This is a genomic window from Sphingobium sp. WR1, from assembly GCF_059693745.1.
The window spans coordinates 40,715-66,639 of sequence record NZ_JCATID010000019.1; the positions used below are offsets into that span (position 1 = coordinate 40,715).

At 65.6% G+C, this 25,925-nt stretch carries 28 protein-coding genes, 1 tRNA gene and 1 pseudogene; 12 read left to right on the forward strand and 18 right to left on the reverse strand.

Annotated elements, in window-relative coordinates; all coding sequences use genetic code 11:
• Positions 1–91: 91 nt before the first annotated feature.
• Both AC58EF_RS19785 and AC58EF_RS19790 read right to left on the reverse strand, forming a co-directional pair.
• Positions 92–1,222 (reverse strand): M14 family metallopeptidase, encoded by a 1,131-nt coding sequence (locus tag AC58EF_RS19785; protein ID WP_497278111.1) that lies wholly within the window; start codon positions 1,220–1,222, stop codon positions 92–94.
• Entirely contained in the window at positions 1,219–1,833 is a 615-nt protein-coding gene (locus AC58EF_RS19790) for a hypothetical protein (protein WP_497278113.1), read from the reverse strand. The genes AC58EF_RS19785 and AC58EF_RS19790 overlap by 4 nt, the downstream gene beginning before the upstream one ends.
• 198 nt (positions 1,834–2,031) lie before the next feature.
• Here AC58EF_RS19790 and ykgO point away from each other — a divergent pair, with 198 nt between their 5' ends.
• Positions 2,032–2,157: a type B 50S ribosomal protein L36 gene (ykgO, locus tag AC58EF_RS19795; RefSeq protein WP_004210176.1), complete on the forward strand. Its 126-nt coding sequence runs from the start codon at positions 2,032–2,034 to the stop codon at positions 2,155–2,157.
• Between the two features lie 337 nt (positions 2,158–2,494).
• Here the strand turns inward: ykgO and pyk are convergent, their stop codons facing one another.
• Positions 2,495–3,952, reverse strand: a complete 1,458-nt coding sequence (pyk, locus tag AC58EF_RS19800) for a pyruvate kinase (RefSeq protein ID WP_497278116.1) — start codon at positions 3,950–3,952, stop codon at positions 2,495–2,497.
• Between the two features lie 104 nt (positions 3,953–4,056).
• On the opposite strand from pyk, the gene AC58EF_RS19805 reads away from it, so the two are divergent.
• The 5 genes from AC58EF_RS19805 (at position 4,057) to ruvC (ending at position 6,454) form a co-directional block, all read left to right on the forward strand.
• Positions 4,057–4,356, forward strand: a complete 300-nt coding sequence (locus AC58EF_RS19805) for a DUF1244 domain-containing protein (protein WP_497278117.1) — start codon at positions 4,057–4,059, stop codon at positions 4,354–4,356.
• 49 nt (positions 4,357–4,405) lie between these two features.
• Positions 4,406–4,648: a DUF2312 domain-containing protein gene (locus AC58EF_RS19810; RefSeq protein ID WP_066860048.1), complete on the forward strand. Its 243-nt coding sequence runs from the start codon at positions 4,406–4,408 to the stop codon at positions 4,646–4,648.
• 81 nt (positions 4,649–4,729) lie between these two features.
• Positions 4,730–5,056: a heavy metal-binding domain-containing protein gene (locus AC58EF_RS19815; protein ID WP_497278118.1), complete on the forward strand. Its 327-nt coding sequence runs from the start codon at positions 4,730–4,732 to the stop codon at positions 5,054–5,056.
• A gap of 110 nt (positions 5,057–5,166) precedes the next feature.
• Positions 5,167–5,910: a YebC/PmpR family DNA-binding transcriptional regulator gene (locus tag AC58EF_RS19820; RefSeq protein WP_497278120.1), complete on the forward strand. Its 744-nt coding sequence runs from the start codon at positions 5,167–5,169 to the stop codon at positions 5,908–5,910.
• Between the two features lie 52 nt (positions 5,911–5,962).
• Complete coding sequence (ruvC, locus tag AC58EF_RS19825) at positions 5,963–6,454, forward strand: crossover junction endodeoxyribonuclease RuvC (protein ID WP_497278121.1); 492 nt, start codon at positions 5,963–5,965, stop codon at positions 6,452–6,454.
• A 48-nt stretch (positions 6,455–6,502) separates the two neighbouring features.
• On the opposite strand, the gene AC58EF_RS19830 is transcribed toward ruvC, so the two are convergent.
• The 6 genes from AC58EF_RS19830 to AC58EF_RS19855 all read right to left on the reverse strand — a co-directional run bounded on the left by AC58EF_RS19830 (position 6,503) and on the right by AC58EF_RS19855 (position 11,454).
• Positions 6,503–6,781, reverse strand: coding sequence for a DUF2218 domain-containing protein (locus tag AC58EF_RS19830; protein WP_497278122.1), 279 nt, complete (start codon positions 6,779–6,781; stop codon positions 6,503–6,505).
• A 3-nt stretch (positions 6,782–6,784) separates the two neighbouring features.
• Positions 6,785–7,438 (reverse strand): PadR family transcriptional regulator, encoded by a 654-nt coding sequence (locus AC58EF_RS19835; protein ID WP_497278124.1) that lies wholly within the window; start codon positions 7,436–7,438, stop codon positions 6,785–6,787.
• Between the two features lie 523 nt (positions 7,439–7,961).
• Entirely contained in the window at positions 7,962–9,203 is a 1,242-nt protein-coding gene (locus AC58EF_RS19840) for a threonine synthase (protein ID WP_497278125.1), read from the reverse strand.
• A gap of 105 nt (positions 9,204–9,308) precedes the next feature.
• A complete protein-coding gene (grpE, locus tag AC58EF_RS19845; protein WP_497278126.1) occupies positions 9,309–9,863 on the reverse strand; it encodes a nucleotide exchange factor GrpE in 555 nt (184 codons plus the stop codon).
• Positions 9,860–10,903 carry a heat-inducible transcriptional repressor HrcA gene (hrcA, locus tag AC58EF_RS19850; protein WP_497278128.1) on the reverse strand — a complete coding sequence of 348 codons (1,044 nt, stop codon included), beginning with the start codon at positions 10,901–10,903 and terminating at the stop codon, positions 9,860–9,862. Before hrcA ends, grpE begins: the two co-directional genes overlap by 4 nt.
• A 41-nt stretch (positions 10,904–10,944) precedes the next feature.
• Positions 10,945–11,454, reverse strand: coding sequence for a DUF6438 domain-containing protein (locus AC58EF_RS19855; RefSeq protein WP_497278129.1), 510 nt, complete (start codon positions 11,452–11,454; stop codon positions 10,945–10,947).
• A gap of 94 nt (positions 11,455–11,548) precedes the next feature.
• Here AC58EF_RS19855 and rph point away from each other — a divergent pair, with 94 nt between their 5' ends.
• Positions 11,549–12,265, forward strand: a complete 717-nt coding sequence (gene rph, locus AC58EF_RS19860) for a ribonuclease PH (protein ID WP_497278131.1) — start codon at positions 11,549–11,551, stop codon at positions 12,263–12,265.
• A 127-nt stretch (positions 12,266–12,392) separates the two neighbouring features.
• Positions 12,393–13,022 carry an RdgB/HAM1 family non-canonical purine NTP pyrophosphatase gene (gene rdgB / locus AC58EF_RS19865; RefSeq protein WP_497278132.1) on the forward strand — a complete coding sequence of 210 codons (630 nt, stop codon included), beginning with the start codon at positions 12,393–12,395 and terminating at the stop codon, positions 13,020–13,022.
• Here rdgB and AC58EF_RS19870 read toward each other — a convergent pair.
• A complete protein-coding gene (locus AC58EF_RS19870) occupies positions 13,019–13,570 on the reverse strand; it encodes a CAP domain-containing protein (RefSeq protein ID WP_497278164.1) in 552 nt (183 codons plus the stop codon). The genes rdgB and AC58EF_RS19870 overlap by 4 nt on opposite strands.
• 64 nt (positions 13,571–13,634) lie before the next feature.
• Between AC58EF_RS19870 and hemW the strand changes: the two genes are divergently transcribed.
• On the forward strand, positions 13,635–14,810 hold the full coding sequence (gene hemW, locus AC58EF_RS19875; protein WP_497278133.1) for a radical SAM family heme chaperone HemW: 1,176 nt from the start codon (positions 13,635–13,637) through the stop codon (positions 14,808–14,810).
• Positions 14,811–15,010: 200 nt separating this feature from the next.
• On the opposite strand, the gene AC58EF_RS19880 is transcribed toward hemW, so the two are convergent.
• Together AC58EF_RS19880 and AC58EF_RS19885 are read right to left on the reverse strand one after the other, a co-directional pair.
• Complete coding sequence (locus tag AC58EF_RS19880) at positions 15,011–16,402, reverse strand: DEAD/DEAH box helicase (protein ID WP_497278134.1); 1,392 nt, start codon at positions 16,400–16,402, stop codon at positions 15,011–15,013.
• A gap of 123 nt (positions 16,403–16,525) precedes the next feature.
• A complete protein-coding gene (locus AC58EF_RS19885; RefSeq protein ID WP_497278135.1) occupies positions 16,526–16,960 on the reverse strand; it encodes a hypothetical protein in 435 nt (144 codons plus the stop codon).
• Between the two features lie 79 nt (positions 16,961–17,039).
• On the opposite strand from AC58EF_RS19885, the gene AC58EF_RS19890 reads away from it, so the two are divergent.
• The 3 genes from AC58EF_RS19890 to AC58EF_RS19900 all read left to right on the forward strand — a co-directional run bounded on the left by AC58EF_RS19890 (position 17,040) and on the right by AC58EF_RS19900 (position 19,759).
• Entirely contained in the window at positions 17,040–18,479 is a 1,440-nt protein-coding gene (locus AC58EF_RS19890) for an FAD-binding oxidoreductase (RefSeq protein WP_497278136.1), read from the forward strand.
• A gap of 128 nt (positions 18,480–18,607) precedes the next feature.
• A complete protein-coding gene (locus tag AC58EF_RS19895; protein ID WP_497278138.1) occupies positions 18,608–19,396 on the forward strand; it encodes a SapC family protein in 789 nt (262 codons plus the stop codon).
• A gap of 288 nt (positions 19,397–19,684) precedes the next feature.
• A tRNA-Glu gene (locus tag AC58EF_RS19900) sits at positions 19,685–19,759 on the forward strand.
• Positions 19,760–20,575: 816 nt separating this feature from the next.
• Here the strand turns inward: AC58EF_RS19900 and AC58EF_RS19905 are convergent.
• From AC58EF_RS19905 to AC58EF_RS19930, 6 genes and pseudogenes are all read right to left on the reverse strand, one after another.
• Positions 20,576–20,796: pseudogene (locus AC58EF_RS19905) on the reverse strand (IS1380 family transposase); the annotation flags it as partial.
• A 28-nt stretch (positions 20,797–20,824) separates the two neighbouring features.
• On the reverse strand, positions 20,825–22,267 hold the full coding sequence (locus AC58EF_RS19910) for an efflux transporter outer membrane subunit (RefSeq protein ID WP_229668043.1): 1,443 nt from the start codon (positions 22,265–22,267) through the stop codon (positions 20,825–20,827).
• Positions 22,264–23,172 (reverse strand): HlyD family secretion protein, encoded by a 909-nt coding sequence (locus AC58EF_RS19915; RefSeq protein WP_133494097.1) that lies wholly within the window; start codon positions 23,170–23,172, stop codon positions 22,264–22,266. Before AC58EF_RS19915 ends, AC58EF_RS19910 begins: the two co-directional genes overlap by 4 nt.
• A 10-nt stretch (positions 23,173–23,182) precedes the next feature.
• The gene (locus tag AC58EF_RS19920) at positions 23,183–23,395 is read right to left on the reverse strand and encodes a DUF1656 domain-containing protein (protein ID WP_133494098.1); all 213 of its coding nucleotides are present in this window, start codon (positions 23,393–23,395) and stop codon (positions 23,183–23,185) included.
• The gene (locus tag AC58EF_RS19925) at positions 23,392–25,374 is read right to left on the reverse strand and encodes an FUSC family protein (RefSeq protein ID WP_133494099.1); all 1,983 of its coding nucleotides are present in this window, start codon (positions 25,372–25,374) and stop codon (positions 23,392–23,394) included. The genes AC58EF_RS19920 and AC58EF_RS19925 overlap by 4 nt, the downstream gene beginning before the upstream one ends.
• Positions 25,371–25,796, reverse strand: a complete 426-nt coding sequence (locus AC58EF_RS19930; protein WP_197057672.1) for a MarR family winged helix-turn-helix transcriptional regulator — start codon at positions 25,794–25,796, stop codon at positions 25,371–25,373. The genes AC58EF_RS19925 and AC58EF_RS19930 overlap by 4 nt, the downstream gene beginning before the upstream one ends.
• Between the last annotated feature and the right edge of the window lie 129 nt (positions 25,797–25,925).

The window sequence follows — 25,925 nt, forward strand, 5'->3', positions numbered from 1 at the left end:
AACCAGACAGGGCCGGGGCCAGCGAAGCCAAACCCGGGCATTGCGCTATCCGCTTCTCGACTCGCTCGAAGCGAACGGAGGCAGTGACGACTCAAATCTCCTCGATCATTTCCGCCAGCGCGGCCAGGCAATCCTTGCCCAGCTGGATCGAGCGCGCCGGCGACCAACCATAATCGGCGTCGGGCAGGTCGTCATTGTCCTTGAACGGCATTTCCAGCGTCATCGCCACCGCGCCGAAGCGCTCCGCCACCTGGTTGGTCGACATGGAAAGGTTGGCCTTCCCCGCCGCCGCGACCGGATAGCCCAGCCGCGTCTGGAAATCGGGCGTGCGCGCGGCCAGCATGTCGCGATAGCGATGATAGAGCCGGCTCTGCCTGTCCGTGATCGAGGGGATGCCCTCGAAGCCGGCGATGAAGACGGCGGGAATCGCCTCGTCGCCATGCACGTCGATCGCGAAGTCGACGCCGCTTTCGTCCATCGCATTGCGGACCAGCAGCACTTCGGGGCTTCTGTCCGCGCTCGGCTCATGCCATTCGCGGTTGAGGTTCACGCCCGCCGCATTTGTGCGCAGATGGCCGCGCCGGCTGCCGTCCGGGTTCATGTTGGGGACAAGGTGGATCGTCGACTTTTGCCGCAACAGGCGCGCGACGGCGTCCTGCTCGTCGCACAGCCGCTCCAGCGCGCCTTCCATCCACCATTGCGCCATCGTTTCGCCCGGATGCTGGCGGGCATAGAGCCACACCTGCTTCGGCCCCTCTCCCACGGTCAGCAGGTCGAGCGGCTGGCCGTCCAGCGTCAGCCCCAGTTCGCGATGCGCCACGCCCGGCTGGCTCGCCGCCCAGGCGATCAGGTCATGGTGGCGCTCCATCGAATAGGGCGCGAAATAGGCGAGCCAAACGGCATTGCTGTCGGGCGTCAGGCGAATGGTCAGCGTGCCGTCGGCATAGCTGGTGTCGGCCAGAAACCAGTTTTCGCGATCCTCGCTGATGCGCGCGTTATAGCCCGGCCAGCCGTCGGGATAGGCGGAGCCGCCGCCGTTGACGATCGCCAGTTCCACCTCGCGCCCCGCCGCATTGGCGAGCCGGAAGTGGAACCATTGGTAGAAGTCGCTCTGGTGATCGGTCACGATCTCCAGCTCGGCGCGGACGCCGGCCGGAGTATCGGTGATGGAGAGGAGACGGATGTTGCCGCTGTCGAAGCCGCTGGAAATGCTGATGGTCATTTGACGGTTATAGTGCGGCCCGATTCGCCCGGATAGCCCCCGATCAGCGCGGTTGCGAGTTTCTGCGCCGCGGTCGCGGGCTGCGCGGCGGGCGACCCCTGCTTTGCCTCGGTCGACGCGCGCCCTTCCCAGATGGCGGTCGAATCGGACCGGCGACGCACCTGCACATGCAATTGCGTGGTCACGATATCCTTGGGCTTGCCCGACAGGTTGATGCCGACGCCCACACCCAGCCCGCCGAAGCTGCCGCCACGACGCCCGCCCCCGCTGCCCAGCGCGCCGCCCACGCCGACGCTGACCGGCTTGTCGCTGCTGCGGTCGATGCCGGACGGACGAAAGCTGCGGCTGAAGCTGACCAGCGCGACATAGTCGCTCTGCCCGCCCTCCGCCGGGGTGAAGCCGGCCTGACGGAACGCCTGCGACACGGCCGAGGCATAGGTGCGGAATTCCAGGCTCACGTCCGGGTTTCCGGGCATTTCCTCAATCGCGATCGTGCCCGACCGGGCGGGATTGTCGATATGGAAGCGCGTCACCTCCACCGGCGGCGCCGCGGTCGCGCAGGCGGCTAGGGGCAGGACGAGGCTGGCGGCGAGAATCAGGCGCTTCGACATGGGCTTACTCCAACGGGCATTTGCCGATACACGGCGCGGAAGGCATAATACCCTCAAAGCCGTGAAGCCATCACCTTGCTGCATAAGGGATGAACAGGGCAAAAACCGGCGCACGACCCTTGACTTTGAGCCACCGCGCCCATAGGGGCAGCGCTTCGATTTTCCGATCACACCAAGATTCATCAAAGGCCGATAGCCATGAAGATCCGCAACTCGCTCAAGTCGCTCAAGGGCCGCCACCGGGACAACCGCGTGATCCGTCGTCGCGGCCGCACCTACGTCATCAACAAGACCAACCGCCGCTTCAAGGCCCGCCAGGGCTAAGCGACGGCCGCAGCCTCCCTTTGGGAGGCCGCGCCTCAAGGATCTTGCATCCCGATCAGCGCCCGGTCATCGACCGGGCGCTTTTCTGCGTGTGCGGGATGTTGGTGGAGCGATTCGCCGAATCGCCATGTGATCGAGAAACCCCATCCGTTCGTTTCGGGCGAAGTCGAGAAACCGCAAGCGCTGCGCTTCCCGCTTCTCGACACGCTCGAAGCGAACGGAGGTTGGTGGCTTATAGTCGGATGACATTTGTTTGAATCGTCATTGCGAGCGAAGCGAAGCAATCCATGGGCGTGGCAGTGGATTGCTTCGCTCCGCTCGCAATGACGGCCGCACATCAGCCCTCGTCGCGGCCCTTGAGTTCGTCACCGCGCACGGCGGCGACGTGGAGCACGTTGGTCGACCCCGGCGTGCCGAAGGGAACGCCGGCAAGGACCACGATCTTGCCGCCCTTCTCCGCCATGTCATGGCGCAGCGCCATGCGGCGGGCCTTGCCGATCATCTCCTCGAACGTTCCGATATCCTTGGTGCGGATCGCATGGACGCCCCAGGTAAGGCCCAGCTTGCGCGCTGTGTCCGATCGCGGGGTCAGCGCCAGGATCGGCGCGGAGGGCCGCTCGCGCGCGACGCGGCGCACCGTGCTGCCCGAGGAGGTGAAGCAGGTGATCGCGCTCGCCCCCACGACCGAGACGATGCCGCCCGCCGCCTCGGCCAGCGCATCGGCGGTGGTCGGGTCGGGCCGCGTCTCGGTATAGTGGAGGCGGCCGAAATAGCCCGGATCGCGCTCCACGCTGTGGGCGATGCTGTCCATCATCGCGACCGCCTCGACCGGCCAGTCACCCGCCGCCGTTTCCGCCGACAACATGATCGCGTCGGCCCCATCATAGACCGCGGTGGCCACGTCCGACACTTCGGCGCGGGTCGGGGACGGCGACTTGATCATCGATTCCAGCATCTGGGTCGCGACCACCACCGGGCGGCCCATGCGCCGCGCGGTGGCGACGATCTGCTTCTGGAGCGGCGGCACGGCTTGCGGGGGAAGCTCGACGCCCAGATCGCCGCGCGCAACCATCACGCCGTCGGCCAGCTCGATAATCTCCTCCAGCCGCTGGACGGCGGACGGCTTCTCGATCTTGGCCATCAATGCGCCATGGCCGCCCATCAGCTTGCGCGCCTCGGCCAGATCCTCGGGCCGTTGCACGAAGCTCAAGGCGATCCAGTCGCACCCCTGCTCGACCGCGAAGCTCAGGTCGCGCCGGTCCTTGTCGGTCAGCGCCGGCACCGGCACCACCACGTCGGGCACGTTCACGCCCTTGCGGTTGGACAGCGTGCCGCCGACCTCGACGATGGTGTCGATCCGGTCGTCGCTGATCGCCTTCACCCGCAGCACCATCTTGCCGTCGTCCAGCAGCAGCCGGGTTTCGGGCACCAGCGCGGCATAGATTTCGGGATGGGGCAGGTTGACGCGGCGCGCGTCGCCGGGGGTTTCGTCCCGGTCGAGGATGAAGGGCGCGCCGGTCTCCAATATGGCCAGCCCCTTGTCGAAGGTGCCGACGCGCAGCTTGGGGCCTTGCAGGTCGCCCAATATGGTGGTCGGCCGGTTATACTCCTTTTCCAGCGCGCGGATGGACGCGATGCGCGCGGCATGATCCTCATGCGCGCCATGGCTCATATTGATGCGGAAGGCGTCGGCCCCGGCGACGAACAGGGCGCGGATCATCTCCGGCGTATCGCTCGCGGGACCGAGGGTCGCGAGGATGCGAACCTTGCGCGAACGAGGCGGTAGTCGTGTCATGTCTTCTCCTGGCCGTCATGATCGCTCCTGATCTTGTCAGGGCGTCGTTATGGGTTATCCGTGCTGCACGACAGGATGATGTAGATCAGCGAAAGGGATCGCCGATGGCCGACACCATACTCACAGATGCGGTTGCTGCAACCGCCTTCCGCCGTCTGGTGGCGCATTTGCAGCACCGGACCGACGTGCAGAATATCGACCTGATGGGGAGCGCGGGCTTTTGCCGCAATTGCCTGGCCGACTGGATCGCCGAAGCCGACGGCCATCTGACGAGGGATCAGGCGCGCGAAATCATCCACGGTATGCCCTTTTCCGAATGGAAGGCCCGCCATCAGGGCGAAGCGACCCCCGATCAGGTCGCGAAGATGCAGGAGAGTGTGGCGAAGAACGCGGACAATCATTAGAGGCGTCCGCCAGCCTGATTCACATTTTCACACTTGCACGGAGATTCCCATGAGCGAACCCAATGTCGCCGCCGATCAGCTACGCCTCTTCATCGAGCGCATCGAGCGCCTGGAAGAGGAAAAGAAGGGCATCGGCGACGATATCAAGGACGTCTATCTGGAGGCCAAGGCCAACGGATATGACGGCAAGATCATGCGCCAGATCGTCCGCCTGCGGAAGATGCAGCCGCACGACCGGCAGGAAATGGAAGCCATCCTCCAGACCTATCTCGCCGCGCTGGGCATGGAATAAGGCCGGCCCCGAACGCGTCGCCCTTGTCGAAGGGCGGCGCGCGGGGTAGCCAGTCACCATCTTAGCGGAAAGGAAATCCCCATGTCCGAGATCATCGTCAGCACCACCAGCCGCCTGGAAGGAAAGCCCGCGAAGGAGTATCTCGGCATCGTCACCGGCGAGGTGATCGTGGGCGCCAACCTGTTCCGCGACCTGTTCGCCAGCGTCCGCGACATCGTCGGCGGCCGGTCGGGCGCCTATGAGGATGTGCTCCAGCGCGCCCGCGAACAGGCGATCAGCGAAATGCGCAGCCGCGCCGCGACCATGGGCGCAAACGCCGTGGTCGGCGTCGATCTGGACTATGAGGTGATCGGCTCCAACGGATCGATGCTGATGGTGTCGGCTTCGGGCACGGCCATTCTCTATTGACCCTGTGCATGGCCGGCCGGCGGCGGCGGTCGCTCTGACGGTTGCCCTTTGGGCGGCCGCTGGTGTAAGGGCGCCCATCACAGTCAACCGGCAGATAAGAATTCAGGACCATGGCAGGCCATTCCAAATTCAAGAACATCATGCATCGCAAGGGCGCGCAGGACAAGAAGCGCTCGTCGATGTTCTCCAAGCTCAGCCGCGAAATCACCGTCGCAGCCAAGATGGGTATGCCCGACCCGGACATGAACCCGCGCCTGCGCCTGGCGATCAACGCCGCCAAGGCGCAATCCATGCCCAAGGACAATATCCAGCGCGCGATCGACAAGGCCGCGGGCGGCGACATGGAGAATTATGAGGAAGTGCGCTATGAGGGCTATGGCCCCGGCGGCACCGCGATCATCGTGGAAGCGCTGACCGACAACCGCAACCGCACCGCCACCAATGTCCGCACCGCCTTCGCCAAGAATGGCGGCAATCTCGGCTCCTCGGGCGCGGTGAGCCACGGCTTCGACCGTCTCGGCCTCATCACCTATCCCGCCAGCGCGGGCGACGCCGACGCCGTGTTCGAGGCGGCGCTGGAAGCGGGCGCGGACGATGTGTCCTCGAACGAGGAAGAGCATGAGATCTGGACCGCGATGGACGCGCTCCACGAGGTCGCCAAGGCGCTGGAAGCCAAGCTCGGCGCGGCCGACGCGGCGAAGCTCGCCTGGAGGCCCACCACCACGGTCGAAGTCGACGAAAGCAACGCCGCGACCCTGCTCAAGCTGGTCGACGTGCTGGAGGATGACGACGACGTCCAGACCGTCTGGGGCAATTATGAAGTGTCCGACGAGGTGATGGAGAAGCTGGGCTGAGATGCCCAAAAAGCCCCTCCCCTGAAGGGGAGAGGCTAGATATAGGCCAATCATGATCCTCCTCGGACTCGATCCCGGCCTTGGCACCACCGGCTGGGGCGTCATCGCCGCAGACGGCAACCGGCTGACCCATATCGGCAACGGCCAGATCAAGACCGACAGCGCCATGGCGCTGGCCTCGCGGCTGCTGGCGCTCGACCTGGCGCTGACCGACCTTATCCTTGAGCATCGGCCCGATGGCGCGGCGGTCGAGGAGGTGTTCGTCAATGTGAACCCGCAATCGACGCTGAAGCTGGGCCAGGCGCGCGGGGTCGTGCTGCTCGCCGCGTCGCGATCGGGCATGGAGGTCGGCGAATATGCCGCCCGGCTGGTCAAGAAATCGGTGGTCGGCGTCGGCAACGCATCGAAGGAGCAGGTCCATGCGATGGTCGCGCGCCTGCTGCCGGGCGCGAAGATCGCCGGGCCGGACGCGGCCGACGCGCTCGCCGTCGCCATCACACATGCCCATCATCTCGCGAGCGCGCGGCGAATCCCGCACAAATGAAAAGGGGCGGATCGCTCCGCCCCTCTTTCCTCAGTTCCGGTCGAACGCCTATTGCCAGTCGAACGGCAGCGGCGCCTCGCGGAAGGCGAAGCGGTCCAAATGGTCGGCGACCACCTGCTTGAACCTCTCCACATCGGCATCGGCGTTCGGCTCCAGCATTACGACCAGCGCCTCGGGGTTCGCCTCCATGCGGATCGGTCCCATGGGGAAAGTGATTTCACCCTTTTCGGGGCTGAAATCCGTCTCGAACTTGTGGCTCCAATGCTTGCAAAGCTGCTGGAGGTAGCGGCTCGCATGGATGGTCGGAACGGTGGCGGTCAGGGTCATGGATCAGAGCCTTTCGATCTTGGCGACGGCTTCGTCGATCAGGGCGGCGACGTCGAACATGGTCTGGCTATCCGCCCCTTCCTTTTCAAGCCGTTGCTGGATGGCGAAGCGCAGATTATGCATCGCGCGGCGGACCGGGCCGCCATCGACCCGCTCGGCTTTTCGTGCCAGATGGGCCAGCCGCTCCAGCGCCAGGTCGAGCGCTTCCTTGCGCTCCTCGATCTGCGCCTTGCCGGCATCGGTGATGGCGAAGCGCTTGCGGCTCCCCGAGCCAGAGTCCATTGGGGGCTGCTCGGCGATCAGCTCCATTTCCGACAGGAGGGTCAGCGTGGGATAAACGACGCCGGGGCTGGGCGCATAGACTTCGCCCGAGAGCGCCTCGATCGCGCGGATCAGCTCATAGCCGTGGCGCGGCTCGTCGCCGATCAGCTTCAGCAGGATCAGGCGCAGCGTCTCATTGTCGAACAGGCGTCGACGGCTACCGCCGCGTCCGCCCCGGCCGCCACCGCGCGGGCCGTCCTCGCCAAAGGGATCGCCGCCGAACGGGCCACGCCCGAAGCCGCCCCGGCCAAAGCCGTCCGGGAACGCGAAGCGGCCATAGCCGCGATGAGAATGACCGCCATGGCGGCCCTGGAAGTTATGGGGGAATCGCATCATTTGATCTTTCATATGTATCATGATGCTTTGCGATATATCTTAAAAATTCCGATCGTCAAGAGTTGCGATATATCTTTTTATATCTTTTGAGGAGCCATATGCGCCTGACTGCGAGATGGTCGGTTCGATGGCGACCAGGAGTGGACATGATCTCCCTCCCGCTGGCGGGAGGGGGTTAGGGGCGGGCATAGAGTCGGATGACATCAGGTCGACTTACCTCGTCATTGCTTCGCTGCGCTCGCAATGACGATTCAAACAATAGTCATCCTGCTATAGCGCAACGCGGCAATAGCCCACCCCGCTGCGACTATGGCCTGCTACGCAGCCCAAGTCTCGCTGCCCCTCCCGCAAGCGGGAGGGGAATGAAATGCCGTCCAACCAATCCGTCGGTCGCGTGATGGATCGCCTTTTACAGCCCCGCGAAATCGATCGGTGCGTGGCGGTCCAGCGTGCGCGACTGGTCCTCCAGCGGATATTTGAGGCCNCGTCCAACCAATCCGTCGGTCGCGTGATGGATCGCCTTTTACAGCCCCGCGAAATCGATCGGTGCGTGGCGGTCCAGCGTGCGCGACTGGTCCTCCAGCGGATATTTGAGGCCGCTCGCGCAGTTGAACAGCACCGCCCGATCGCCGCGCCCGATCAGTCCCTCATCCAAGGCACGCTGATAGGCGGCGAGCGTCGCCCCGCCCTCCGGGCAGAGCAGCAGACCGTCGTCGCGCGCCACGTCGCGCACCGCCGCCGCGATCGCTTCGTCGGATACCGCCAGCGCCGCGCCGCCGCTCTCCCGCACGGCGCGCAGGATCAGGAAATCGCCCACCGCGCGCGGCACGCGGATGCCCATGGCGATGGTGTGGGCATTTTCCCAGCGCGGCGCGAACTCCTCGCCCGCTTCGAACGCGCGGACCATCGGCGCGCAGCCTTCGGCCTGCACGGCGAACATCTTCGGCCGCTTCGATCCGATGAAGCCGATCTTCTCCAGCTCGTCGAACGCCTTCCACATGCCGATCAGGCCGGTGCCGCCGCCGGTGGGGTAGAAGATCGCGTCGGGCAATTCCCAGCCGAGCTGTTCGGCCAGTTCCAGCCCCATCGTCTTCTTGCCCTCGATCCGATACGGCTCCTTGAGCGTCGAAAAGTCGAACCAGCCGCGTTCCTTGACCCCCTGCCCCACGATCGCGCCGCAATCGTCGATATAGCCGTTGACGCGATAGACCCGCGCGCCCTGCGCCGCGATTTCGCGCACATTCACCTCCGGCGTGTCGGCAGGGCAGAAGATCACCGCCTCCATGCCCGCCACGGCGGCATAGGCGGCCAGCGCCGCGCCCGCATTGCCGTTGGTCGGCATCGCAACCTGGGTCACGCCCAGTTCCTTCGCCATGGATACGGCCATGACGAGGCCGCGCGCCTTGAAGGACGCCGTGGGCAGGCGCCCTTCATCCTTGGCGAGCAGATGCGCACCGCCGAGCCGCGCCGCCGTGCGCGGCAACGGGATGAGCGGCGTCGCATTCTCGCCGAGGCTGACGATGTTGAATGTCCGCCGCACGGGCAGCAATTCGCGCCAGCGCCACAGGTCCATCGGCCGTGCGGCGAGCGCCTCCCTGGTCAGCGTGGCGCGCACGCCGTCAAGGTCGTAGCGCACCAGCAGCGGCTTCCCCGCCGCCGACAGTCCGTGCAACTGGTCCGCATCGTAGCGCTCGCCGGTCAGCGAGCATTCCAGATGGGTGACGAAGGTCGGGCGGTCGGTGGTGAGGTTGAGGTCGTAGCGCACGCTTTGCTTTCCTGAAGTTCTGATTGGGCAGACTTGCCTAATCTTCTTCCTCCCCTTTTAGGGGAGGAATTCAGAAACCACGCACCCGGCAAGAGGTAACGCCCTTTATTCCGGCGTCTTCGCCACGCTGACCATGGCAGGGCGCAGCAGGCGGTCCTTGATCATGTAGCCGGCCTGCATCTCGATGAGGATGGTGCCCGGTTCGGCGTCGGCCGAGGGGACTTCCATCATCGCCTGATGCTTGTTGGGGTCGAGCGGCTGGCCGACCGATTCGACCTTGGTGATGCCGTTGCGGCCGAACACGCTTTCCAGTTCGCGGCCGGTGGCCTCCAGGCCGACGACCAGGCTCTTGAACTTCTCATCCTCGCGCAGGTCAGCCGGGATGGCCGCCAGCGCGCGGCTCAGATTATCGGCCACCGACAGCATGTCGCGGGCGAAGGCAGTCGCGGCATAGGCGCGCGCGTCGGCCAGTTCCTTTTCCAACCGGCGCCGCACATTCTGCGTATCGGCATGGGCGTAGAGAATATCCTGCTTCGCGGTGGCGAGTTCCGCCTCCAGCGCGGCGATCTTCTCGGCCGCTGCGTCTCCAGTGGGCGCCGCATCCTCCGGCAGCGCGTCCACGACTTCGGTATTTTCCAGATTCTGATTGTCTTCGCTCATCTCATCAATCTCGACAGCGTCTGTGCAGTGAAGTCCACCATGGGGATCACCCGCGCATAGTTCAAGCGCGTGGGGCCGATCACGCCGACCACGCCGACGACCCGGCCGTCCGCGCCACGGTAGGGGGCGGCTATGACGGAAGAACCGGACAGGGAAAAGAGCTTGTTTTCCGAACCGATGAAGATTTTGGTCGCGCTGCCCGCCAGAGCGCCGCGCAGCAGGTCCAATATCTCCTGCTTGCCCTCCAGCTGCTCCAGCAATTGCCGCGCCCGTTCCAGGTCGGCGGCGGCGCCATCGTCCAGCAAATGCGACTGGCCGCGCACGATCAGCACCGGCCGGTCGTCGGCATCATGCGACCAGATGGCGAGGCCACGAGCGGCAAGATCGCGCGCGCTCTGGTCGAGTGCGCTGCGTTCCGCCTCCATCTCGCGCGCCAGCGCCTCGCCCGCCTCGCGCAGGGTCAGCCCGCCGAAACGCGCCGACATGAAATTCGCCGCCTCGTTCAGCATCACCGGGCTGACGCCATCGGGCAGGTCGAGCACGCGATTCTCGACCGATCCGTCCTGCCCCACCAGCACGGCCAGCGCCTGCCGGGCGTTCAGCGGCACGAAGCCGAACTGGCGCAGCACCGGCTCGCGCTTGGGCACCATGACGATCCCGGCGCAGGCGGAGAGGCCGGAGAGGGTCGCGGTGGCGGCGGATAGCGCTTCCTCGATCGGGCCGCTTTCGGAAATCCCCGCCTCGATCGCGCGGCGTTCCTCGGCCGAAGGCTCCGCCGCCTGCATCATGCCGTCAACGAACAGGCGCAGCCCCGTTTCGGTCGGCATCCGCCCGGCCGAGGTGTGGGGCGCGGCCAGCAGGCCCAGCTCCTCCAGATCCTGCATGACGTTGCGGATCGAGGCCGGCGACAGGCTGAGAGTCGCCATCTTGCTGATGGTGCGCGATCCCACGGGCAGGCCGGTGCCCAGATAGCTTTCCACCACCAGGCGAAACACGTCGCGCGCGCGATCATTCAGTTCGGAGATCGGGATGACCGACATATAGCCTATCTAGGCAAGGCCGCGCGCGCGCTCAAGCCGGCTCATGGCGTCACCGCCTTCGGATTGAGCATAGGCTCCACGTCCAGGATTTTGGGGACCGACGCGATCGCGACGCGCAACCGGCCATAGCGCGCATCCATGCAGCCCGACTGATATTCCAGCCGTGTCGCCGCCTGCCCCGGCCGGCTCCATTCCACCCCATAGCTGGGCATGTCGGTCGCGAAGCGATCGCAATTCCTGCCATGGGTAATCGTTTCCGTCGTGCCCGCCGCTGGACGATAGGGCGCCAGCGTCGCGACCAGCCGGCGATATTGCGCCCTGGTCACGGTGAATCGCGTCGGCCCCGGAACGGAGGTGAAACGCTCCGGTGTCAGCAGGCCCGACCCGTCGGGCGACACCTGCACCATATAGGCCGGACATGCGCCAAAGCAGCGCCCGGCGGTGAAGCGGATCACATCGCCCGGCGCCTTTGGCGGCTCCAGCCCTTCCTGCTTCGCCATGCACCCCGCCAGCGCGCAAGCGGCCAGCATCATTGTCAATTTTCGTCCCATGACCCCCTCTTATCGCCAAATCGCTCGCATGGCACTGGCAAGAAGCGTCTTCGGGCGCTAAGCGCCGTCACCTGACCGCTTCGGAGTAGAAATTATGCGTCCTTCCGGCCGCGCGCCCGACCAGATGCGCGACATCACCATGGAACCCGGCTTCACCATCCATGCCGAGGGCAGCTGCCTCGTCAGCTTCGGCGACACGCGGGTGCTGTGCACCGCCTCGGTCGAGGAAAAGGTGCCACCCTTCCTGCGCGGCAAGGGTCAGGGCTGGGTCACGGCCGAATATGGCATGTTGCCCCGCGCCACCCACACCCGCGGCAGCCGCGAAGCGGCCAAGGGCAAGCAGTCGGGCCGCACCCAGGAAATCCAGCGCCTGATCGGCCGGTCGCTGCGCACCGTGGTCGACATGAAGAAGCTGGGCGAGCGCCAGATCGTGATCGATTGCGACGTGATCCAGGCCGATGGCGGCACCCGCACCGCCGCCATTTCGGGAAGCTGGGTCGCGCTGCGCATCGCCGTCGACAAGCTTCTGGCGTCGGGCGCGCTGGCCGAAGACCCGATCATCCAGAAGGTCGCGGCGATCAGTTGCGGCATCTATGAAGGCACGCCCGTCCTCGACCTCGACTATGCCGAGGACAGCAATGCAGAGACCGACGCCAATCTGATCCTGACCGGCGACGGCAAGTTCGCTGAAGTGCAGGCGACGGCCGAAGGCGCGGCCTATGACGAGGAGGAGCTGCTCCGCCTGCTCCGCCTCGCCCGGATCGGCTGCGCCAAGATATTCGCGGCACAGGATGCGGCGACGGGGCGTTAACGCCGCTCGAACCGTTGCAACTCTGCCGTGCTCCTGCGAAAGCAGGAGCCCAGGGTTCGGGGCGCCGCACTTGGCGCCCTGGGTTCCTGCTTTCGCAGGAACACAAGATTATGCAGGGTAGAATGAAATGACCGATCAATTCGGACAGGAACAGGCGATCCGCAAGCTGGCGCCGGGCAAGCTGGTGATCGCCAGCCATAATCCCGGCAAGGTGCGGGAAATCACCGCTTTGCTCGGTCCCTATGGGGTTGAGCCGATCTCCGCCGCGTCGCTCGACCTGCCCGAGCCGGACGAAACCGGCACCACCTTCATTGCCAATGCGGAGCTGAAGGCGATGCAGGCCGCGGACCTCAGCGGCCTGCCCGCGCTCGCCGACGACAGCGGCCTGTGCGTCGAGGCGCTGGGCGGCGATCCCGGCCTGTTTTCGGCGCGCTGGGCCGGCCCGGACAAGGATTTCGATTTCGCCATGCGCAAGGTGTGGGCCGGGATCGAAGCCAGGGGACCGGATGCGGGTCATGACGCGCATTTCATCTGCGCCCTGGCCCTCGCCTGGCCCGACGGCCATGTCGAGGCGTTCGAAGGCCGGGTCGACGGCACGCTGGTCTGGCCGCCGCGTGGCGACCGGGGCTTTGGCTACGACCCGATGTTCGTGCCGCTGGATTACGACATCAGCTTCGGCGAGATGGACCCGGACGCCAAGCACGCCATGAGCCACCGCGCCGACGCCTTCGCGCAACTGGTGAAGGCGGTTTTTTAGCGGCCCCCGCTCGCCAGCACGCTCGGCGGCGCATCCAGCGGTCCCTGGCCGAAGACATTGCCGGCGGGAAAATAGCGGCAGACCAGATAGTCGAACCGCGCCCCTTCGCCCAGCGCGCAGCCGACCTTGCGCGTGCTGCGCCAGATGATCTGGCTATAATGGCCGACATCCTGCCAGCGACCCGTGGTGCTGAGGTCGGGCATCCGCCCGCCGCGCCGCAGCAGCCGCTTTTCGTCCAGGAAAGAGCCGATCATCGCCTCATAATCATAGGCGCCGCGCGTCCCCATCCAGAGATTCTCGCCGCTGGGGATCGACCGGCTGGCGCGGCTGGAATGGGCGAACACGCCGCTCCGCGCCATCGACCGGGCATAGCCGCGCGCGTCGGCCGCCAGCGCCGCATCCCATTCCAGCGGCGGCAGGCCCAGCGATTCGCGCTCCTCATTCTGCATATCCAGAACGACGTCCTGCATCAGGTCGTCGCCGCGATCGGCCTCCACCGTCTCTTCATAATAGCTGCTTTCCTGCGCCCCGGCGGCACTCGCCGCCATCATCAGCGCGCCCGCGCCTGCCCGTAGCAGCGCGCGGCAAATCGGTCTAAAGCCCAGCCCGTCCATGTCGATCAACCAGTCCAGCAACCCGTCGGCTCTTGCCGCTCCCCTTGCCTTATATGTGCATTGGCCCTTTTGCGTGTCCAAATGTCCTTACTGCGATTTTAACAGTCATGTGCGTGACCGGATCGACACAGAGGCATGGCGCGGCGCGCTGCTGGCGGACATGGCGCATGAAGCGGTGCTGACCGCCGGACGACCGCTGTCCTCCATCTTCTTCGGCGGGGGCACGCCCTCGCTGATGCCGCCCGCTCTGGTCGCGGAGCTGATCGCGGCGGCCGACCGCCACTGGGGCCTTGCGCCCGACATTGAAATCACGCTGGAGGCCAATCCCAATTCGGTCGAGGCCGCCCGCTTCGCCGATCTCGCCGCCGCCGGGGTCAACCGCGTGTCGCTCGGCCTTCAGGCGCTGGACAATGACGCGCTCCATTTCCTTGGCCGCGCGCATGACGTGGATGAAGGGCTGGCCGCGCTCGATACGGCGCAGCGGGTGTTCGACCGGGTGAGCTTTGACCTCATCTACGCCCGCCCCGGCCAGAGCGAAGCCGACTGGCAGGCGGAACTGGCGCGCGCGCTCACCTTCGGCACCGGCCATCTCTCGCTCTATCAGCTGACGATCGAACCGGGCACCCGCTTCGCCACGCTGGTCGCGCAGGGCAAGCTGACGCCCGCCGATCCCGACCATGGCGCGACCCTCTACGAACTGACCCAGGCGATGACCGGCGCGGCGGGCATCCCCGCCTATGAGATCAGCAACCATGCCCGCGCCGGGCAGGAGAGCCGGCACAACCTCACTTATTGGCGCTATGGCGATTATATCGGCATTGGTCCCGGCGCCCATGGCCGCCGCACCGGCGCGGCAACGCTGCGCCACAAGAAGCCGGAAAACTGGATGGGCGCGGTGAAGCGCAACGGCCATGGCGCGCAGAGCGAGGAGCCGCTGGCCGGCGAGGATCGCGCGCGCGAGGCGCTGCTGATGGGCCTGCGCCTGGCCGAAGGCGTCGACCTCGACCGCATCGCCGCCTTGTCCGGCATCGGCGTCGCCCAACTGGTGGACGAGCGCACCATCGACCAGCTGATCGACATCGGGCTGCTGCATCGCAGGGGTGCGAAACTTCAGGTCGCGGCGGCGGGGATGCTGCTGCTCGACGCCATCCTGCCGGAAATCGTGATGGTGTGAGGCGCAGGCGGTTTGGGTGACGCGGATCGTCCGGTATTCGCGCGAATTCTGATTTGGGTGGATTACGGAACGTCTGCTTTTTCATCCTTCCCTGCAAGGGGAGAATTTTATCTCCGCTTCTGGTCGCTTGCAGTCATCTTCCCCACACCGGGGAGGGCAATGATGGCCGCAAAGGGTCGATCGAGGATGCGGCCGGCCGGTCAACCGTTGAAGCCGACCGACAGGAAGCCCGGCACCGGACCGTTCCAGCCGTCGTCCGGGCCATCGTCCACCGGATCGGGGCGGCGCTGGCGTTGCGGGGCGGCGGCGCGGTCTTTGCGGTCATCGCGGGGGCGGTCCTCACGAGAGGGCGCGCCTTGGCGGTCGTCGCGGCGCTTCTCGTCACGCGGCTTTTCGGTGCGCTTCTCGCCGCGGCGGCGATCGTCCTTACGGTCGCGGCTTTCGGTGCGCGGCTCTTCCTTTTGCGCCTCGGCGTCGCCCGGCAGGTCGGCATAGGCGATTTTGGTGCCGATCAGCTTCTGGATATTGTCGATCGCCTCGGCGTCGGCCTCGCTGACGAAAGTGTAAGCGACACCCGTCGCGCCCGCGCGGCCGGTGCGGCCGATGCGATGGACATAATCGTCCGGGTGCCACGGCGCGTCGAAGTTGAAGACGTGGGACACGCCCTTGATGTCGAGGCCGCGCGCGGCGACGTCCGACGCGACGAGGATGTTGACCTTGCCCTCGCGGAAGCGTTCCAATTCGGCGATGCGTGATGCCTGGTCGATGTCGCCGTGAATCTCGCCCGACCTGTAGCCGTGGCGCTGAAGACTCTTGTTGAGTTCGCGCACCGTGGTCTTGCGGTTGCAGAAGATCACCGCGCTCTGCACCTGCTGCTCGTCGAGCAGCGCGCGCAGCGCCTCGCGCTTCTTGCGCGCATCCACCTTCACCAGATGCTGGGTGATGTTGGTGGAGGCGGTCGCGGGGCGGGCCACCTCGATCGACTTGGGATTGGACAGGAAGCGGTCGGCCAGCTTCTTGATCACCGGCGGCATGGTCGCCGAGAAAAGCAGCGTCTGCCGCTGCGCCGGCAGCTTTGTGCAGATCTGCTCGATATCGGGGATGAAGCCCATGTCGAGCATCCGGTCCGCTTCGTCGATGACCAGCATGTTGCAGCCGTTGAGCAGGATCTTGCCGCGTTCGAACAGGTCCATCAGGCGGCCCGGCGTGGCGATCAGCACATCGACGCCCTTTTCCAGCGCCTTGATCTGATCCCCCATCTGCACGCCGCCGATCAGCAGCGCCATGGAGAGTTTGTGATATTTGCCGTATTTCTCGAAATTCTCAGCCACCTGGGCGGCGAGTTCGCGGGTCGGCTCCAGAATCAGGCTGCGCGGCATCAGCGCGCGGGCGCGGCCATGGGCGAGGATGTCGATCATCGGCAGCACGAAGCTGGCGGTCTTGCCCGTCCCCGTCTGGGCGATGCCGATAATGTCCTTCATCATCAGCACCGGCGGGATCGCCTGCGCCTGGATCGGCGTCGGCGTGTCGTAACCGGATTCGGTTACGGCCTTGAGCAATTCGTCGGAAAGGCCGAGATCGGCAAAAGTCATTCAATAGTCCGGGACAGGAGGTGGCCTGCCCAGCGCGTCCGCGGGACAGAAATCGGCCGCGCCTTGCGAAAATATCGGCATCTTGTCAAGAAATTCGCGATATTGGCGGCGACAAGCAGCCGATCAGTCATCTCCTTCGACGGCGATCAGGCGGCGAAAACTGTCGATGGCGCAACTCATGCCGCTGCGCGCCTGCAATTCGTCCCTCCCGGAACAGAGTGATCCGTCCTCATGCGGCTCCACATAGAAGCCCGAATAGAAGCCGATCGAATCGCAGCCTCGCTCCAGCCGGGCGCGGTAGCGATGTTCGTCCGCGAGCAGCAGGTCGACGCCGTTGCGCACGACGATGCTGGCCCCGCGAATCGAGCGTAGCGCGATGCAGCGCGGCCCCTTCTTCTCCTCCCAATCCTCCGCGGCGTCAGGCGCGATTCGCGAAGGCGCCTTGCCCTTGCGGGTCATGGGGACGCGAATGATCATGCGTTGCTGGATCGTCAGCTGCGCCATCTGCACAGGCTCGGCGGCTGGCGCGACGAGAAGCAGCAATATGGTGTGAAGCAAATTGGACCCCTTCTTGGGAACGGCACGCTATCGCCCCATGGTTGAACAGTCGATGAATTCCGGGGCATAGGTGCATCCTATGATCGGACAGGACATCATCGACCGCTTCGCCGCCCTGCTCGGCCCCAAGGGAGTAACGAGCGAGCAGGAGGATATCACCCCCTGGGCCAGCGACTGGCGCGGACGCTATCATGGCGCGGCGGCGGCGATCCTGTCGCCCGCATCCACGCAGGAGGTGGCCGCGACGGTCAGCCTGGCGGCGGAGCTGGGCGTCCCGCTGGTGCCGCAGGGGGGCAATACGTCGATGGTCGGCGGCGCGACCCCGCCTGCGGACGGTTCCGCCCTGATCCTGTCGCTGCGCCGGATGAACCGCATCCGCAGCCTGTCGAGCGACGACAATCTGGCCGTGTGCGAGGCGGGCGTGATCCTGAGCGTGCTGCACGACGCCGCAGAGGCCGCCGGGCGGCGCTTTCCGCTCAGTCTGGGGGCCAAGGGATCGGCTACGATCGGCGGGCTGGTGTCGACCAATGCGGGCGGGACGCAAGTGCTGCGCCATGGCACGATGCGCGCGCTGGTGGAAGGGATAGAGGCGGTGTTGCCCGACGGCAGCATCTTCGACGGGCTGGATGCGCTGAAGAAAGATAATCGCGGCTATGACATCAAGCAGCTGCTGATCGGCGCGGAAGGGACTTTGGGTGTCGTCACCGCCGCGTCACTGCGGCTGGTGCCGGCGATCGCCGCGCGGGCAGTCGGCTGGGTCGGTGTGGAGACGCCCGCCGACGCATTGCGCCTGCTCCGCCTGACCGAGGAGAAGATCGGCGACAGCGTCGAGGGATTCGAGGTGATCGCCGATGACACGCTGGGCTTCGTGCTCAGCCACATTCCCGGCACCCGGTCGCCGATCGGGACGCGCACGCCCTGGCATGTGCTGATCGAGGTCGACCATGCCGACCTGTCCGAACCCGGCCCGGCCGAACGGCTTGAAATCGCGCTGGCGGACGCCTTCGAGCGCGGCATCGCCGTCGATGCCGCCATCGCCGCCAACGAGGCGCAGGCCGAAGCCTTCTGGCGCATTCGCGAATCCCTGTCGGAATCGGAGCGCGCGCAGGGTCCGGCGCTGCAATATGACATCAGCGTGCCGGTGGCGAAGATGCCCGCCTTCATGATCGAGGCGGCGGCGGCGGCCGAAGCGACCTTTCCCGGCACCACCGCCTCCTCCTTCGGCCATCTGGGCGACGGCAATGTCCATTTCCATGTCCGCGCGCCCAAGGGGACGAGCGACGGCCCCGCCTGGATCGCGGCGGAGGGACAGGCGATCAACGCCTTCGTCCATGACGCGGTGGTCGCGGCGGGCGGCTCCATCTCGGCCGAACATGGCATCGGCCAGATGAAGCGGGCCGAACTGGGGCGGCTAGCCAGCCCCGCCCGGATCGGCGCCTTGCGGGCGATCAAGGCGGCCTTCGATCCCAGGGGGCTGTTCAACCCCGGCAAGCTCATTCCCCTGCCCGGCGAAGGCTGACGCGACAAGGGTGCAGGCCGCCGACAAAGCGATTGCGCCCGACCGGCAAGGCCTTTATCGCCCTGCCCCAATCTTCGGACCCGCGGCGCGTGCGAACCCGCCGCATTTATGAGAGAATGGACCTGATCATGGCCAGTGCGCCCGCGAACAACCTGCCGATCTTCTATAATGACCTGATTCCGCTCAGCAGCCTGGATCATGCCGACTACAAGTCGCGATCGGTGGATTCGGCCCCGTTCCTGACCAATCAACATGCCGTGCCCCTGACCGTGGATGAATTCGTCACCGCCCAGCGCTTCACGCCGATCATCTTTTCCGCCGGCAATGACAGCGTGCCGTTGGCGTTGATGGGCCTCAATGAAGGCGTCAACGTCTTCCTCGACGATGAAGGCAAGCTGCGTGGCCCGGCCTATGTGCCCGCCTATGTCCGCCGCTATCCCTGGATGCTCGCCAAGCTGCGCCCCGACAGCGACGAACTCTCGCTCTGCTTCGATCCGACCAGCCCGGCGCTGGGCGCGTTCGAGGAAGGCCAGCCGCTGTTCGAGGACGGCAAGCCGAGCGAGTTGACCCAGGGCGTGCTGAAATTCTGCGAGGATTTCGAACAGGCCGCCGCCCGCACCGGCCAGTTCGTCCGCGACCTGCAGGAGATGGACCTGCTGATGGACGGCGAAGTGTCGATCCAGACGCCGCTCAACGGGCAGCCCTTCGTCTATCGCGGGTTCCGCATGGTCAACGAAGAAAAGCTGCGCGACCTGCGCGGCGATCAGCTGCGCAAGATCAACCAGAGCGGGATGCTGCCCCTGATCCACGCCCATCTCTTCTCGCTGCAGCTGATGCGCGAGATTTTCGAGGCGCAAGTGACCCAGGGCAAGGGTCCGATCGCTGCTCCGGCAGCGCCTGCCCCCGCCGAAGCCTGAACGGGAAGTTAACCCGAACCGGCTCAAATATTGATGGAAAGGGCATCGCATCCCCTCTTGAAAGGCGATGCGACCTGCCCTATCTACCAATCATACGGCGCACCTGCCCCCCTTTCGGGTGTGTCGTATGGGCGCCTCCCCCCTTTGGAGGCGTCTCCTCCCTGAACCTTGGCCACCCCATGCTTGCATGGGGTGGTTTTTTATTGCGCCGATGCTGAGTGCTTTCGCTTGACGCAGGCGAACGGCCTGCTAAACGGCTCCCCCTGCCGGTCGCCCATGCGGCCAAGCGGCCCCTTCGTCTAGCGGTCAGGACGCGGCCCTCTCACGGCTGAAACACGGGTTCGATTCCCGTAGGGGTCACCAGTCAAGCGATTTATCGCGTTGATTTTGCGTGATAATTTTAGGAATCTCGAAATTCGATACCACAGGCGTTCCCACAATTTTCGCGGGTTCTGATGGTATCGTTCGGAACATAACGAGACCACATTCGACCAATCTTGCTCTGTTAATTTGGCAATTTGCGCCTCATCCTTCACCGTTGCGGCGGCATTCCGCCGTTCCGGAATAGACCGGTCCATTGCTGCCATGATCTTTGACGAAGGCAGTTTTCTATGGCGACCATTGGACACGCGATCTTTCCCGATGATGCAGCCTCGGTGTTTGAGATTTGGCGTGAATATATCGCCAGCCCAAGCGTCAGCCTCGATTATCAAGGCATGAGGCAGAGTTCGCGAATCTGCCGGGGAAGTATGCGCCGCCTCGCGGGCGGTTGCTCTTGGCCGAACGAAACGAGCAAATCGATGGCTGCGTCGCACTTAGGATGGTGGACCACGAAATTGCCGAAATGAAACGCCTTTATGTCGTCCTCGCGCGCGAGGGGGGGGCTGGCTGGGTTATGCGCGGTCGAGCACTTAATCGCCGGAGCCCGGATAGCAGGTTACACTAAAATCCGCCTCGACGTGTTGGAGGAGTTCGCTCAAGAGCGGAGACTGTTGGCGGGCTGTCGAACGCCCCGCGCGTCGTGAGGAGGGCGAGCCGATGGCCCACCCAGCCTCCCACAGCGGCGAGAAGCCCGGCGATCTCGGGCGAAATGCCCCCTGCCCCCCAGACCGTCGTGCCGACAGCACGGTGCCGGCTTTGGGTGGGGTCAAGGTTGGCAGCAAGTTCGGCCTGCCGCACTGTACCAAGCCGCTGCGCCATCGCGAGGGTGTCCATGCCCATCGTGCTGGCCTCGATGCGGGCGAGGACGCGGCGCTGGCATGCCCAGTTTTTGGCGCCGTAGAGGTCTCGGCATAATTGCGCAGAACCGGATGCTGCGCCTTCGCCCGCCTGACCGCACAGGCATCGGCAACCGTGACGATCTCAAGATCGGCGCGCAGCACGGCGTTGGTGGGCAGGCCGAGCGTACGCTTCGCGAAGGCTCGGCCATCACGGCCCCGCCATCCCTCCTTCCCAGCCGCCGCCGAGCGCAAGGAACAGCCGAACGCGATCCGAGGCGATGGACGCATCCGAGGCCGCCAGCGCCGCTTCGGTTGTGGCAAGGCTTCGCTGCGTGTCGAGCAGTTCAAGACCCGTTCCAAGACCGCCCCGAGTCATCCGGGCTTGTAGCGCGGAAGCCCTCCGGCTCTCATCGCGCGCGACCCTGAGCTTGACATTCTGGTCCAGATCGCGAGCATAGGCGCTGAGGGCCGTCTCGGTTTCGCGGAGAGCTGCGAGGACGCTGCTGTCAAATGCCGCCAGCGTCGCGCGCGCCGCTGCATCGCTTTCCGCGATCCGCGCCCTGGCGACGCGCCGGTTCGGGAAGGACCACGAGATGAGCGGGCCGAAGCTGAACCGCAACGCCGAATCGTCGACCAGCCCGCCCACGCTCCGCGAGGTCGTGCCGAGCGATGCGCCGAGGCTGACGCTCGGATAGAGGTCCGCCGTCGCCACGCCGATGCGCGCCGTCGCAGCCGCGAGCCGGCGTTCAGCTTCGCGGATGTCGGGCCGGCGCCGGATCAGCGCCACACCGTCGCCAATCGGCAGGGGGCGGTCGACGGAAGGGATGATCCGGCAGGTCGCAAGATCAGGCGGATAATCTTCGGGCGTCCGGCCGAGCAGCACGGCAAGGCTGTATAGTGCAGCTTTGCGGCTTGCCTCGATCGGCGGCAGCGCTGCCTCGAACTGAGCCAGAAGCGCGCGCGAGCGGGTAGCGTCGAGCGGCGTGTAGAGGCCAGCGCGCACGCCTCTTTCGGTGAGCGCGAGGCTTTGCCGCTGCAGTTCGACCGAATGGCGGGCAACGGTCATTCGCGCGCCGGCGGCGCAGGCATCTCCATAGGCGCCGACCACTCCGGCCACGACCGTCGTGCGCGCAAGGTCATAGGCGGCGGCCTGCGCTTCCGCATCAGCCTGCGCGGCCTCGATCGTGCGCCGAATCCGGCCCACGACGTCGAGTTCATAGGATATGCCGACGCCGGCGTCGAAGGTCGCATGGGTCCCGTTGGGCGAGCTGAGACCGAGATTGGACGTCTCGCCCACCGTTACGCCGCCCGCCGCGGAAGTCTCGACGCCCGCACTGGCCTCGACCTCCTGGACGATCGCGCGCGCGCGTTCGAGATTGGCCGCCGCGACCCTGAGATCGGTGTTGGCCTCGATCGCTTCCTGGACGAGCGCATCCAGTTGGGGAACGGCGTAGAGGCGCCACCAGCGCTGAGGCAAGGGTTCAGCCGAATAGGCGGGCGATTTTCCTTCGGCAAAGCTCGCGGGCCGATCCGCGATCCCTGCGGGCAAGGGCGGTGCGCGATAGCTGGGACCGACCGTGCCACAGCCAGCGAGCATCAGCGCGCCCATCAGTCCGAGCGGCCTTTTCGTTCCGAAGCGCCCCATCGTCATTCGCTCCGACCGGGGCCGAGCGCATTTCCCGCGCCATCGAGCGTCACGGTGACCGTCCGGCCCGCGATCAGATCGATGCCGGGCGGCACCTTGTCAATGGCGATCCGCACAGGGATGCGCTGGGCAAGACGGACCCAGCTGAAGGTGGGATTGACATTCGCGAGTAGCGTTCCGGACGCGGTCGTCCGTTCGCGATCGTCAATGCCCGCCGATCGGCCTTCAACATGGCCAGAAAGCGGCCTATCCTCGCCCATTACCCGCATCGTGACGCGGACGCCGGGGCGGATGTGCGAAAGCTTCGTCTCCTCGAAATAACCGGCAACGTAGTAGCTGTCGGAATCGACCAGCGTCATCACGGGCTGCCCGGCGGCGGCATAGGCGCCGGGACGGAGCGAGAAATTGGTGACGATGCCGTTGACCGGCGCACGCACCTCGGCGCGCGCCAGATTGATGCGGGCGAGATCGCGATCAGCGATCGCCTGGGCATAGCGTGCGCGGGCCTCCTCGGCGGTGGAGCGGCGGTCGTCACGTTGCTGCCCCGAGACGATATCAGAGAGGGCCTGATAGCGGCGGTTCTCCCGTTCGGCGGCGTTCAACGTTGCCCGTGCCGTGGCGACAGCGGCCTCGGCCTGCTCAACGGCATTGCGCAGCCGAACATGGTCGATGGTAAACAGGATGTCGCCGCGCCTGACCACCTGGTTGTCGCGAACGTGGACCTGCTCGACCCGGCCCGACACGTCTGCCGCGAGAGGGACCACATCCGCCCTGATCTTCCCGTCGCGCGTCTGTGGCGCGTAGGTGTAGTAATTATAGAGGTGCCAGAAGACGAACACGCCCGCACCCACCACCAGCAGGGTGAGCAAGGGCTTGAGCAGGCGGAGGAGGGTATCGCGATCTAGGGTCATGGCGGGCACTTCAGGATGCGGTGACAAGGCGTAGAGCCAGAAAGGCGGTGCCGGTCAGGATGAGGAACAGGGCGGTGTCGAACAGCGGGCGCTGCCAGATGAGGCGGTAGAAGCTGATGGACTCGAGCACCCGCGACAGCAGCAGGCGCATCGCGAAGCCGAGGATCGCGCAGAGGAGCAGCGGCGAAACGAACACGCCCGCGATGTCGATTTCGCCGATCATGTCGCCGGTACCCAGGCCGGCGCGCGCTCGAACAGGGCGATGCGCAGACCCGCTAAGGCATGAATGGCGCGGTCGGGGCGAGCGCCGGGCGAACCATCTCCCGGCCAGAGCGCATCAAGTGCTTCGTCGATGAGCGCGAGCAGACGGGACGACGGCTGCGGCTTGTCGAACTCGCTGCGGAGTTGATCGAGAACCCGATCCGTCGCCTGCCGCCCATCGGCAGGAAGCGCGTTGCCCATCGAGCGCAGGTCGGCGACGTTCGCGCCGACCCGCAGCCGGATGAGCAGGCCGGCGCTCCGCTCGACCTGCCCGGCTGCGGCAAGGCGCGCCGTCACCACCGAAATGCGGTCGAGCGCCCGCTGGACATAGCTGTCCCGCAACCGTCGGCTGGGCGACCGGCTCAGCCGCGCGATCTCGCGCGCTTCGATGCGGAGGACGCGCTGAAGCTGATGCTGCACGCCCCAGGTACGGAACAGGCCGGCGCCGAGAATGGCGGTGAATATGCCCAGCATGCTGGCGACGCTCGCCTCGACGAAGGTTCCGAAATCGGGCGGCGAATAATGGCCCTGTAGATTGATGTTGCTGAGCCCGAAGGCGAGGATCAGCGTCGCCATCGGACTGACGGCCGCCCAGACGCCCAGCGGCAGCATGAACAGGCCCATCATCATCGCAAAGGTCGCGAAATCGGCAGCGAGCGGGAGCAGGCCATAGCACAGGATCCCCGCCAGCAGGGTCGCTAGCAGGGCGAAACGCGCGAACATTCCGATCGCTCGGCCAGGCTCGTCGCCGCCGCCGAAGAAGGCCAGCGCTATCGTGCTGAACAGGACGGCGTTCGCGCCCTGATGCCAGCCCGTCGCATACCAGAGGCCGCAGAGGAGGGCGTAGGTTACGAGGATTCCCGCCGCGATCCGGGCAGCGTGATCAATGTCGGGGTTGAGCGGAAACGCCCGCGTCTCGCTGACTGTTCGCGCGAGCGCGGGCGCAAGCTTCGCCTTTCCGCTCAACGCCGCCTCGATCCGCGAAACTTCGCTCCAGAGCGTCAGCATTTCGGTCAGCATGTCGGCCAGCGCATCATGAACGAGCTGCTGCCACGCGCGCGCGTCACTGGCATCGAGCGGAAGCGAGCGCACGGCATCGGCCAGATCGGGTGGCGGTTCCGTACCGGCATCGAGATCGGCCCTGGCCGTGGCGAGAGAGGGTCGGAGGGCCAAGCGCTCCGCTTCGCCAAGGCCCGCGATGCGGCTGCCGATCGCGGAAAGGAGCGGGACCATGCGCAGCAGGCGTTGCTGGATCGCGAGCGCGTGCCGCAGGTCATCGCGATGGATCGTCGGATCGTAGCGCAGCGCTCCGGTCAGCTGTGACAGGGATGTGATGTCGGCCAGCGTCTTTAGCCGGTCATGCTCTCCTTGGGCGTCCGCCTCATGGCCATCAAGGACATCCTTCGCCCAGGTCTCGATGCTGGGCAGCCAGCGATGCAGGCGCGCGCGTAGCGCACCTTCAAGAGAATGCGGAGCGATCACGCCGTCAACGAGGGTCGTCGCGAGGATGCCGAGGGTGATTTCGCTGACCCGCGCCACAACGGTATCGAACATGATCTCCGGATGATCCACACCGGCGACCGCCACCAGCATGAGCGTGATCGCGAAAAGCTGGAAGCCGTAGCTGCGCGGCGTGCGGTCGAGGAAAGAAATACCGAACGCCAGGGTTGCCACGATTCCCGACGCCGCGATCAGCAGCAGCGGCGCGCTCGCAAATAGCGCGACCATGGCAAGCGTGACGAAGCCGGCGCAGGAAGTTCCGGTGAACCGATAGACGGCCTTCGACCGGATCGCCCCGCTCATGGGGTTCATGCAGACGCAGCAGGTGACAAGTGCCCAGTAAGGATTGGGCAGGCCGATCCGCACCGCTATCGCGAATGCGATCATGCCCGCGACGAACAGCTTAACAGAGAAGATCAGCTGATCGGCGCTGACCTTCATCGGCCCGTCCGCGTCTGCTGCAGGAACTGACCGATCCGTTCCTCGAACAAACGCAGCGTGCGCGTCGTCGTTTCGATGTCCTGCGAAGGAAGATCACCAAGGAGATCGTCGCGGAGCCGCATGACCGCCTTTTCCATCTTCCTTGCAAGGTCACGACCTTTCGGCATGACATGGATCGTCTTGATGCGCCGGTCGTCGGGAGAATCGCGCCGCTCGAGCAGGTTGGCGGCTTCGGCCTGGTCGAGAATGCGCACCATGCCGCCAGGATTGACCCCGACTTCCTCGGCCAGCGCGTTCTGCCTGACACCCTTGTCTCCATGACGGGACGCCAGAATGAGCGCCGAAATGAGCGATGCGGGAAGTCCGAAGTCGGCGAGTGCGAGACTGACTGCCTGAACCCAGACACGCCGGATCGGCTGCAAAGCGTTCGTGAGTTCAAAAAGCGCGACGGGGCTGGTTCTGGATCGGTCGCAGGGCATGCGCGGCTACCTAGTCCATCATCCGATTACGTTCAATATACAATCATTGCCTTAACAATTAAATTGGGCAGG